At 48.9% G+C, this 10,373-nt stretch carries 9 protein-coding genes; 6 read left to right on the forward strand and 3 right to left on the reverse strand.

What is annotated here, in order from left to right:
- Window positions 1-358: 358 nt before the first annotated feature.
- A complete protein-coding gene (locus VE954_RS37265; protein ID WP_324962730.1) occupies window positions 359-1,345 on the forward strand; it encodes a hypothetical protein in 987 nt (328 codons plus the stop codon).
- A gap of 77 nt (window positions 1,346-1,422) precedes the next feature.
- Here the strand turns inward: VE954_RS37265 and VE954_RS37270 are convergent, their stop codons facing one another.
- Window positions 1,423-1,710, reverse strand: coding sequence for a hypothetical protein (locus tag VE954_RS37270; protein ID WP_324962731.1), 288 nt, complete (start codon window positions 1,708-1,710; stop codon window positions 1,423-1,425).
- A gap of 359 nt (window positions 1,711-2,069) precedes the next feature.
- On the opposite strand from VE954_RS37270, the gene VE954_RS37275 reads away from it, so the two are divergent.
- Window positions 2,070-2,558, forward strand: a complete 489-nt coding sequence (locus tag VE954_RS37275) for a hypothetical protein (RefSeq protein WP_324962733.1) — start codon at window positions 2,070-2,072, stop codon at window positions 2,556-2,558.
- Window positions 2,559-2,618: 60 nt separating this feature from the next.
- Window positions 2,619-2,936, forward strand: coding sequence for a hypothetical protein (locus tag VE954_RS37280; protein ID WP_324962735.1), 318 nt, complete (start codon window positions 2,619-2,621; stop codon window positions 2,934-2,936).
- A 61-nt stretch (window positions 2,937-2,997) separates the two neighbouring features.
- Here the strand turns inward: VE954_RS37280 and VE954_RS37285 are convergent, their stop codons facing one another.
- Window positions 2,998-3,888 carry an adenylate/guanylate cyclase domain-containing protein gene (locus VE954_RS37285; protein ID WP_324962737.1) on the reverse strand — a complete coding sequence of 297 codons (891 nt, stop codon included), beginning with the start codon at window positions 3,886-3,888 and terminating at the stop codon, window positions 2,998-3,000.
- Window positions 3,869-5,080: a tetratricopeptide repeat protein gene (locus tag VE954_RS37290; RefSeq protein WP_324962739.1), complete on the reverse strand. Its 1,212-nt coding sequence runs from the start codon at window positions 5,078-5,080 to the stop codon at window positions 3,869-3,871. Before VE954_RS37290 ends, VE954_RS37285 begins: the two co-directional genes overlap by 20 nt.
- Window positions 5,081-5,174: 94 nt before the next feature.
- Here VE954_RS37290 and VE954_RS37295 point away from each other — a divergent pair, with 94 nt between their 5' ends.
- The 3 genes from VE954_RS37295 to VE954_RS37305 all read left to right on the forward strand — a co-directional run.
- Window positions 5,175-5,993, forward strand: coding sequence for a trypsin-like serine protease (locus tag VE954_RS37295; RefSeq protein WP_324962741.1), 819 nt, complete (start codon window positions 5,175-5,177; stop codon window positions 5,991-5,993).
- A gap of 136 nt (window positions 5,994-6,129) precedes the next feature.
- Entirely contained in the window at window positions 6,130-8,994 is a 2,865-nt protein-coding gene (locus tag VE954_RS37300; protein ID WP_324962743.1) for a 7TM diverse intracellular signaling domain-containing protein, read from the forward strand.
- 575 nt (window positions 8,995-9,569) lie between these two features.
- The coding region (locus VE954_RS37305) for a 7TM-DISM domain-containing protein (RefSeq protein WP_324962744.1) at window positions 9,570-10,373 on the forward strand (804 nt) is incomplete at its 3' end.

Genomic DNA, 10,373 nt, shown 5'->3' on the forward strand with positions numbered 1-10,373 from the left:
CAGATAAAATCAGCATTCAAGTATTTGTGGCAAGTGTTTGCTGAACCAACATTTGCAGAAACTTATACTCCCCGTGCGGGTAATGTCTTTGATTCCATAGACCCGACACTCGTGCCTCTGATGTTCCAAAATACACTCGCGTTCTTACTGACCATGAAATGATCCAAAATATTGATAATGCCATTTCGGAACTGACCCTCGTGCGTGCCCTGCGAATCTCGGTAGGCTATGCCTTCTAGAGGTCAGCGTAATTGATGGAAAATTTTTTTTCGAGGGTGCCGGTAACAGATTTTGCAGTCTTGGGTGTTTAGGAGGTGACAGTGTTTGTTGGATAATTTGCTAACGAGGTTTAAAAGTTATGAAGTATCAGATGTTTGCACTCTGCCTGGCTTCCAGTTTGTTTGCCTGCCGTAAAAGTGATGATGGGCCTAAAAAAAGCCTGGCGGTGAATGCTGAACTACTCCAGGGATATTGGAGTCCCGCCGCAACAGCGTTCCAATTAAAAAGCATTGAGGACGGCGTCAATAGCCCCTTGCTCTACATAAACGGCAGCACCCTATCGATGGCCAGCAAGTCCAATCCCTTGTTTCAATGCCCCGATGAGCGTGGTTTCACAATCGAGGCTGACACCATCCGCATACCGAAATCAGAAGCATGCCCGGAGCAGAATATTAAGGTGCTTTCGAGCGATGCGGGCTCCTTGAGTGTCGCCGTTGGTTCGGAGAAGTTCCAATTCTACAAGGCTCATGTTTCGCTGGCCGAAATCATCATCAATAATGCATTTGCCGATATCAGTGGCCTGAGTAGCCCCCTGAAAGCTCTCTATCAAGAGCCGCCAGCGGACCAGGAGGTTGACAGCTATATTTCTACTTTAGAGACTGAGCTGAAAAATCTTAAGCTGGTTGTGCCGGATGCTTCAGTATTTTCGGGCGACGGCATGGTGAGCAAAGGCGAATTGTTGGGCAAAGCGCCTGCAAGCAGCGAAAAATCGCTATCCTGCGCGGTTATTTCCAAAAACGAGGAGCAGAAGGGTAGCTATGAGAAGGTTCTCAGTAGTGCCGCCGTGCACCTTCCTCGAAAGGACAGCAACGCGTGGGATTATGTTATAGCTCCCGACATTGAATCGTTGCGTACCGCTGGCTTGAGCGACGAGGAGATTACGGACGTCTTGAATCGTCCAAGACAGGGTCGCTTTTCAAACAATCCTTGGCGGGGCAATCGCGTTCAGCTGGTCAACGATGACTTTGGAATTTACTGTTCCCAGCCTTTGAGCTTGGGTCTTATCACCGTCAGCCAAATCAGGGAGGCATTGGGAACCTTGGCCTTACTGAAGTCTGACCGCTAAAAGCTGCGTACTAGCGTCACAGATGGGCAAGTGGCCCCCTTCGAGAAGAGGGCCTTGTCCGACGCCAAGAGTTCAAATCACCATTGGCCTGGGTGGGCCGGAATGTTCGGGCTTACACAGCAACGATACTGGGTGTCGTCCTGCTGTGAGGTTTTGGTGCAAGCCAAGGCTCCTGAACGTTTTGTCGTCACGTTCGATGTCGGGGTATCAACCAAAGTTGCTTCCACGTTAAGATCGTTAAATGTGATTTCGGCCTCATTACCCTGATAACAAGCGCGATAGTCTGGTTCAGGCCACTTCGGGCCCTCATCTGCTGCAAACATCGGCGTCGCTACAAAACTGAGGCTCATGAGTAGTTTCTTCATCGAAGAATTCTCCTTTCGTGAATTTTGATCTGCTAATCCCCAGGCTAAGACACCCCCCTTTGGTCCGCCTACTGATTTGACGTCAAATAAAGGTTCGAGTTTTGACTGTTAGTCAACAGGCTGTCATTCATGTTGCCTATAGATCAAGTGCCTCTCTGCCATTTTAAGATGGGTTCGAAAAAGTTAGCCACGGTGAGTAGTCCAGGGAAAATGCTGATCAACATTCAACGGCGCCTTCGATTTTAGAAGTGGACCTGACGAGTTCAGTGTGAGGTCTTGTGAAAAGTCGTTACCTGGTTAAAAAGAGTTGTTAGTGCAGGACGCTGACCTCAACCATCTTCTGAATAGGACGAAAGCACATGAAACAAACAGCTATACTCATGGCGTCAATACTTTTAGGGACGAGCGCTCTTGCGGGGAGGACCGATCTTGCGCAGTTTGCAGAAGCGGCGAGTGAACAGTACAGAGCTGCTGGGCAGGATAGCAATTCGGTGTCTGCTCTCTATAGGTCAGAGAACAATTACATGACTTCGATTGTTTCCAATTACCGATATGTTGAGATCAAATCCGCCGAAGATTCCATTAGGGCTTTGCAGGACTGCGTCTTTTATACTAAAGGCGCTTATGGAGAGCACATTTCGAAGGAAATTTCCAGAGATCTGGCTTTTGAGTTCGAGGCGATCCTTCGGAAGAGCCTCCTGGTGAAAAAAATGCATCGAATCCATCCCAATGTAACCAATGAAAATCTTACTCGCGATGATTCAGCCGTATTCAACGCACCATGTGCTCTTGGTATTATCACCGCGCAGGGCAAGGCTGCCATTCTGCAGGGCATTTCCATAGACTGAAAAATTGTAGAATGATTCCGAATTCCATTCCCGCAAAAATAAATCATCCGGAGAAATGAAATGAGAAATGCCATATTCGGCCTTCTTTGCCTGGCTCTTCCTCTGTCTTCAATTGCTAGTGCTAAAACAGTCGAAGTAGGGTACAACTTAAAAAATTTTTATGACCCCGGTAAGGATATCGATGTTGGTCAGATCCGGGTCGTCGCAGAAAACACGTCGACAGGCGATGCTTTTGAACCCGATTCCTGGAGTGGAACCTTCCTTTTGCCAATCGGGATTTATACGTTCTCTGGCTCGAATGAGTTCTGCTTCATTGCTCCGGCCACTGTGTTTGTGACTGAAGCGAAAACAGTGAGTTTATTAGTTGGCTGCGAATAGGAACAAGGTACCTTCGCTGGTCCAGCTGCGGCTGGATCAATTTTTCCTCTTTGAGAAGAAGTCAAGCCACGTCGTCAGTGGAACTTTGATACTCGGACGATTGAAGCTTGAAGAGGGGCATCTCGTCCTTGATCCCTCTCAGGCTAAACATGCCGCGGTATTCAAATTCCTCCTGGGGAAAGTATTGTGAAATGGCTTTTGTCGTGAGGATCGAATTCGGCTCGGCAAGACTTTCCACGCGAGCCGCAATGTTTACGGATGTGCCAACGACCGTATAGTCTGCTCGCCTGGCCCCACCAAAGCTCCCAACCACGGCCTGGCCTTGATGAATTCCGATCCGCATTGCAAAATGCTCGCCTTTAATAATTTCCCAACTGGAATTGAGTTCGCGAAGTTTGGACTGCATCTTACGGGCACAGCGCGCAGCACGCTGGGCCTGTTCGTCTGGATTCATAGGCAGGGGGGCTCCAAAGATGACCATGATGGCATCGCCGATGAATTTGTCAATGGTGCCTCCTTCCGAGAAAATGACGTCACTCATCTGAATAAAGAAATCATTCAGAATATATGATATCGTTTCCGCCCCTAGATGGTCGGTAGCTCGGGTGAACTCGCAAAGGTCAGCAAACATGATCGTGACGGTTTCAAGCTTGGCACGATCATCCAGACGCGATCTTCCTTCGAGGATTTCCTGCACCAGCACGGGTGGCAAAAACCGCTGCAAGACGTTTTGTTCAATGTAGCGATGCAGCTGACTGATTTGCTTATTCTGCTTGCGTAATCTTGCAAACGCAAAAACGATAATGCCAAGGGTAATCATCGACAGGGCCAGCGCCATGATGATCAGGTATGTGGTCTTTTCCTGGTGAACAAGCTCAAGGTTTTTGATGCGCACTTCCTGTTCAAGAAGTTTATTGCGCTCATCCCGGCGCTCAAGCTGGAACTCGCTCATGTGGACGCTTGGCAAGTTCCTGGCTTCGCTCGGCGTAGATTGTGCTCTTTAGCTTGTCGGCCTGCAAATGGTCATCGAGAGCCAATCGGTACTCGCCCAGACGTTGGTGGATGCGGCTTCTAATATCTAGATAGTCCATCATGCGTGAGGTGCCTAAAGTTTTATCAATGGTTGTTTCCAACTCCTGCGCCAAGGCTAGAGCTTCCATTGACCGACCTACTTCATTCAGGGAATCAGCGAGGTGCAGGTTAATTTCAATGATAGGTCCGGGATCGTCAAACTTCGCAAAGATCGCTTTGGCCTTGGTGAATTCTTCGATGGCTTTGGCATGGTGCCCTTGCGAATTAAACAAGGTAGCTATCCCTTTCATGCCAAAGGCGATATTGAACGTGTCCTGGATAGCTGCCGCATAAGCAATTGACTTTCTAAAAGCATCCAGGGCCTCAGGGTAAACCTTTGCCTCTTCCAGTTTTGCCGCAAGGTTGGAAAAGGCCTGCACACCAAGAAAGCGGAGCTGGTGTTGCTCGGCATACAGAGCCACCTCTCTGAGAATGTCGATCGCTTCACCGTCATCCTTGTTGGCGTTCCCCATAAAGGCCAGGGCGATATTGTTCAACATCGCATAATAGCGAGCGCCCTTGGGTGCGGAGCGCAGAATGTTGTAAGCCTTTTGGATGTATAAATTGCGCTGGTCAATCTCTCCAATACGTTTGGCTTCGTTGGATTTAGCGATGGAAATAGCCGCCACTGTCAGGGGATCCTTCACAACTTCGGCGAGGTGGTCCAACTTCCGGAAAAGCTTGATAACGTCAAGTCTTTTTTCCGATCTTTCCATGCTATTGACCTGGAGCAATAAGACCTGAGCATGAAAATCATGGAGGTCTGATCCCTCCAGCCGCTCCAGCATTGGGGTGATAATGCTCTGCGCTTCAGCATCGCGACCCAGATAATAGAGGGCTGTGCTGAGTTTAATGGAAACCTGGACCCACAACTGCAAATCCTTGTGTGGAGAACAATTTTCCATTATTTCTGTATATATTCTGATGGCTTCGTGAGGATTGTCGTATTGAAGGTCAGCATAACGGTCATATTTTTCTCGCAGACTTTCGCCGGCATGGAGGCTGGTCATGCCCAAAACGATCCAGGCCCATGATAAAAGGCTGGTCCACCCGATGGGTATGTTTACCGACATTTTACGCCTTTTCCTCCGATCTTTATCAGCTATCGGAATATTTTTGAGGATTCTTATACGGGTCGGATATCTAAAATGAGGAGGAGGGATTCACATGGGCTATCGAGTTGTATTGAAACCACTTATGGTAGGGCTGGCTCCATTACTTGCATCGTGCGGCCAGCAGACAATGAACAAGGTCTTGATTCAAAATGGCACAAATGGCCATGCACCTTTCGTTTCGCAGATAGAATCGAGTGCGGGAGACTCCTTGGCTTTTTGCACCGGTGCCTGGATCGCGCCCCAGGCGATGCTTACGGCCGATCACTGCGTACGCGGCAAAGATCTTATCGAATATTATCCTCTGAGTGGTCCCAATGAGGGCGTGGCCTTGGTAGGTCGGGGCGTACTCTTGCATCCGACGCCTTTGAACTGCATGCAAAAAACCCTTCATGAGCGTGAAATTTGCCTTGAACGGGAATCGCTGGATGTCGCCCTCGTCATCTTTCGTCAAGCTGCGGCTCCCGCGACGGTTCCGCTTTTAAGGTCAGCCGGCGCATTACCACCAAGAGCCACAATTTATGGCTACGGCACGACTCAATGCGGGACAGCCACTGAGCGGGTGCTCTATTCTGACAGAGAAGTTCAAAAACTGAATCTGCCTCTAGCAAGTCCAACCGCTCAACACTATACCATGCGTTTTGCGATACAGCCTCAAGGCGCAGTCGGGCAAGTTTGTCAGGGAGATTCGGGAGGTCCTTGGATTGACGAGCAAACAGGAGCTTTGTTTGCCGTTACGAGTGCCGGAGCCCAGTTTGCAGATGGAACAAGTCGCCTCTATGGTGCCGCATGGGAGAGCGTGAGCCCCGCACTGCTAGCTGCCCTAAAAAACGAAAACGTGAAAGCTGCATTCGCAGGTGAGCGTCGACAGTAAAAGACATATTCTGCGGTCAGCAGACGAGGCCGTGCTCCTTACCCTGGCATCTTTACAATTGTTTAAAAAAACCTCATAATAAATATGCACTAATGCTGCCAAGTCCGAGCAAACTAGAACGGGAAACGAGCTGTCCATGAAGCTGAAGCGATTCGAAATCCTCGTGGCCTTCGCCTTTGTTATCATGTGGGTTCTAGCCTGCAAGCGAAACCCCGATACATTCCAACCGAAGATCGAAGCCGCACGGGCCAGTCTCCAGGGTTGGAATATCGAAGCGCAGCCAATCCTGCAGCTCAGTGGTGAGTGGACTTTCTATCCGCGCGCTTTCCTCAACGCCGATGAGATCCAGAGGGGCCCGCAGCGTTCCGCCCTGTCCGTTCAAGTTCCTGCACTTCTTCCCAATGACCCCGACGGTCAAGGTCGGACAGATTTTGGACGTGCGGGATGGGGCACGTATGTCTTGAGGCTCGAAGGTCTTCAGGCATCGCCTGACATGCTAGGGATTACAGTGCGAGCTGATACGGCATTCGCTGCATTCCTCTTCCCATCCGGTAGTCCTGCAAAAGTACAGAAGGTCGTGTCAGGTGGAAGGCCTGGCGATAGCCCCATAACGTCGATCCCACAAACGGGCGAGCCGTTAGGAATATTCAAGATTGAGGAAAGTGGCGATCACTATCTTTTCATTCATATATCGAATTTCCATTGGCAGAATATCGGGATATGGGTGACGCCAAAAATTGGCACCTACCGTGCGTTGCATCGTCTCATGAGTGTTCAATGGCTGGTCGACATGAGCGTCATTGGGATGCTCGTGATCATGTTCATCTACAATCTCAGCCTTTATCTGCATAGAAAAGAGGATTACGCCAGCCTCCTGCTTTGCGGATTCATAGGGTCATGCATCTTCCGCTTCGCAGGTATGAGCAGCGTTATGGTGCATCTTTTTCCGGAACCCAGTTCTCTGGTTTATGAGATTTGCAGGAAGCTCGAGCTGGCGACTGCCAATCTGGGGATGGCTTTCCTTGCCGCCTTCCTATTTCAGAGTTTCAGGCCAGGGCGTTTTCCCAGATTTTTGAAGTATTACTTCTTCTTTTCTTTTGCGATCCTGGCTTTGCAGATGGTCACTCGGGTTTCATTTTACTCAAAATTGCTTATTCTCAATCAGTTACCTATCGCAGCCATGGGAATCTATTCGACGGGCATGGTGCTTAGGGAGGCGATGAAGCGTCGTCCAGGAGCGATAATATCGTTCCTGGGTATGTCTTCCATCGTTCTGACAGGACTTTTCGATATCTTTGTAGGCGCCGGATTTTTCAATTCCAGCGTATTCCTTCTGCCGTTTGGATTGGTAGCCCTGAGTTTTACGCAGGGACAGGTTATCGCCATCATGTTTGCCAAAGCATTCCGAACGGTAGAGAAGCTCAGCAAAAATCTCGCCAACGAGGTCGAAAGGCAAACAAGGGAACTTCGGTCGATGCTGGATCATATACCGGAGGGCGTATGCAAGATAGTGGATCCTGGAATTATCCATGGAAATTTCTCGGCGCAGATGACCCAAATATTTGGTACGAACGACATCGCTGGCAAAGAGGCAGTGGATTTCCTATTTGGTTGGAGCGACCTCAACAGCGATCAGAAGGACAGGATACGAAGTGCGATCGGCTCCGTCCTCAATGAGCCCTCCTTCGTATTTGAATTGAATGCCCATCACCTGATCACCGAGGTTGATGTTCTGATTGGTCATGATAGGAAGAGTCTGAAGATCAGCTGGAACCCGATTCTAGACAAAAACAGCAACGTCGAGACAATTCTCGTGTCCCTCAAGGATGTGTCACTGATTAGAAAGTTGGAAACGGTCAATATTGAGCAGAAGAGAGAGCTTGAGTTGATTGCTGAGATCGTAGGCGTCTCACTTGAGAAGTTTGACTGGTTTATTGAATCGAGTCTTCGATTCATTGATGAAAATGAACGTCTAATAAGGGAAACCGCTGAGAAGTCACCGGACGTTCTCAAGATCCTGTTTATGAACCTGCACACGATCAAGGGAACAGCCCGAGGTTACTCGTTCACTAAAATGACAGGTATCCTCCATGACATCGAGCAGTCTTACGCAATCCTTTTAAAGGAGAGCGATGCCAGCTGGGATCGAGCGAGCCTGATTGATGACCTACAAAGAGCTAGAGCAATCATCGCGACCTATGAGCAGATCAGTACATTGAAACTAGGCAGGCCCAAGGGTGCAGCCATGAAAATTTCGATGGAACGCGGGTTCTTTGAGGAAAAACTTGGCGAACTGAATCGCGTGGATTTCAAGCGACTCAGCACTTCTGATCTGGCGTATGTAGAGTCATTCCTTCGAAGTTTCGACGAAATCTGCTTTGACTCTGCTTCGGATGTGCTGAAGGACCTCTTCCGCGTCTCGGACCGCCTGGCAAGGGATCTAGGGAAGGAAGTGCCAATATTGAAGCTGGATGATCCTGGCTTCAGAATCACTTATGCCGGTCAGCAGCTGCTGAGGAATACGTTCGTCCACATCCTCCGCAATTCTTTGGACCACGGAATTGAAGAGGCAAAGGATAGGATCGCGTCGGGAAAATCACCTGCAGGCCTCTTTGAGATCAAGCTTATCCAAGAGGGCTCCAGCCTCATCATCGAAGTTCAAGATGACGGGCGCGGTTTGAACATGAAAGCTTTGCGCGACTTGGGTCTGAGCCGTGGAATTCTAAACCCAATGGAGGCGGATCTTGCGTCAAAAGTTGCCGAACTCATCTTCGAATCGGGTCTTTCCACGAGTTCTTCGGTATCCGAAATATCGGGTCGAGGCGTGGGAATGGATGCCGTTCGACGCTACCTGATGGCCGAAGGCGGATCGATATCCGTCCAGCTTATCAAGCCTCTCGACAACGGCGCCTTCTATAGCTTTCGATTCAGGATTGTCCTGCCAAGTCGGCTATTTTCCTATAAGGTTTCTGTTTTTCATAAAGCAAGCCATGTGATCTGAGATTTGCCATCTGGAGTGAATTTGCCCTGCCCGTGCATGACAGGCAGGGCTCTGCTGCACATTGAAGGCTCAACGTGGAATTCAGCTTATCGCCCTAGCTATAGTCATTGCCCTATCTCCCAGGTGAACGCGAGGAATAATCCCCCTGGGTAAGAGATATGTGAGCGGTGAGTTGAAGGCGATGTTCAGCATGATCACTCCGAGCAATCCCGGCTGGAGCGTGAGAAATAGCTCGGAATTGCATGGCTACAGGATTTCACGCATGCACGGTGTATTGCTGAAATGATCAGATCGAGCTCGCAAAATCCTGAATGTTATCAAAGTGTGTCGAATATGGGTGGAATAACCCTTATCGAAAATGTGAATATCAGGCTCCTGCCGTTGATATTTGCAGACTGCAATCTCGCCAAGATAAACGCCACAGTATCCTCCCATCAGCTTTCCACATTGCGGGTTTCAATCCCGCATCTGGAATTTGATTGAAAGCTCCTATACTCACATTAAGCGCTTAAGTTTCGCTTCGTACTGTCGAAATTGAGGGTGGAACGCCTGTGATAGGGCTGTGAGGGGACGAGATGCGGCAGCCGATCCTTAAAATCATGATAGTAATGTTTGTAAGCATCTTCGTTGGCGACAACCTTCAGGCAGAAGGATTGACTGCGCCGGGTAAGGGAATATTAAGCCTGTCGCGGCATCTGGAGATATTTGAAGATAAAAATGGTCATTTGGGAGTTTTAGAACTGCCAAAAGACAGGTCCCACTGGGTCGGGCACGGTCGCGATGCAGCTCTTATGTTTGGATTTTCCAGATCCACTTTTTGGGTGCGCTTCGCCCTTGATCATGCCGGCGATGAGAAGCAACAAATCGTCATAGAAAGCCTTGATCCGTCGTCTGATTTCATCGAAATATTCGTTTTCGACAAAAGAGGCAGACTTCTGGCGAATGTCAAAAGTGGCGATCAAACCGAGTCATTTAGCATTAACGCGAAGAACATTAGGAACAGATATCCAGCTTTCCTCGTTGAGCTGACAGAGCCTGTTGACATTTATGTGTCACTCAAAGGGCGTTCGCCTTTGAAATTTGACCTTCAATTGGCGAATCCAGATAATTTTTACGACAGAAGATTGCATGATTTCGGATTGAACTTAATGGTTTTGGGTATAGGGATATTTCTATTCTTTTACAATCTCTTCCTCTATATCCAGGTCCGTGAAACAGTCTACATCCCATACTTATTGACTGTCGTTTCCGTGCAGATGTGTATTCTTGCCTCCAACGGCTTTTGTAGAGTGCTGTTCCCGGATAACACCTATCTGCCCAACACAGGGTTATGCATTTTTACATACGTTAGTATTATCGGGGGTTCCTGGGTCAACATC

This window comes from Oligoflexus sp. (assembly GCF_035638955.1).
GTDB lineage: Bacteria > Bdellovibrionota_B > Oligoflexia > Oligoflexales > Oligoflexaceae > Oligoflexus.

Bases quoted from the DNA above. Each gene is read 5' to 3' on its own strand.
- VE954_RS37265 (WP_324962730.1), top strand. From the start codon at position 359: ATGAAGTATCAGATGTTTGCACTCTGCCTGGCTTCCAGTTTGTTTGCC.
- VE954_RS37275 (WP_324962733.1), top strand. From the start codon at position 2,070: ATGAAACAAACAGCTATACTCATGGCGTCAATACTTTTAGGGACGAGC.
- VE954_RS37290 (WP_324962739.1), bottom strand. From the start codon at position 5,080: ATGTCGGTAAACATACCCATCGGGTGGACCAGCCTTTTATCATGGGCC.
- VE954_RS37300 (WP_324962743.1), top strand. From the start codon at position 6,130: ATGAAGCTGAAGCGATTCGAAATCCTCGTGGCCTTCGCCTTTGTTATC.
- VE954_RS37285 (WP_324962737.1), bottom strand. From the start codon at position 3,888: ATGAGCGAGTTCCAGCTTGAGCGCCGGGATGAGCGCAATAAACTTCTT.
- VE954_RS37270 (WP_324962731.1), bottom strand. From the start codon at position 1,710: ATGAAGAAACTACTCATGAGCCTCAGTTTTGTAGCGACGCCGATGTTT.
- VE954_RS37295 (WP_324962741.1), top strand. From the start codon at position 5,175: ATGGGCTATCGAGTTGTATTGAAACCACTTATGGTAGGGCTGGCTCCA.
- VE954_RS37280 (WP_324962735.1), top strand. From the start codon at position 2,619: ATGAGAAATGCCATATTCGGCCTTCTTTGCCTGGCTCTTCCTCTGTCT.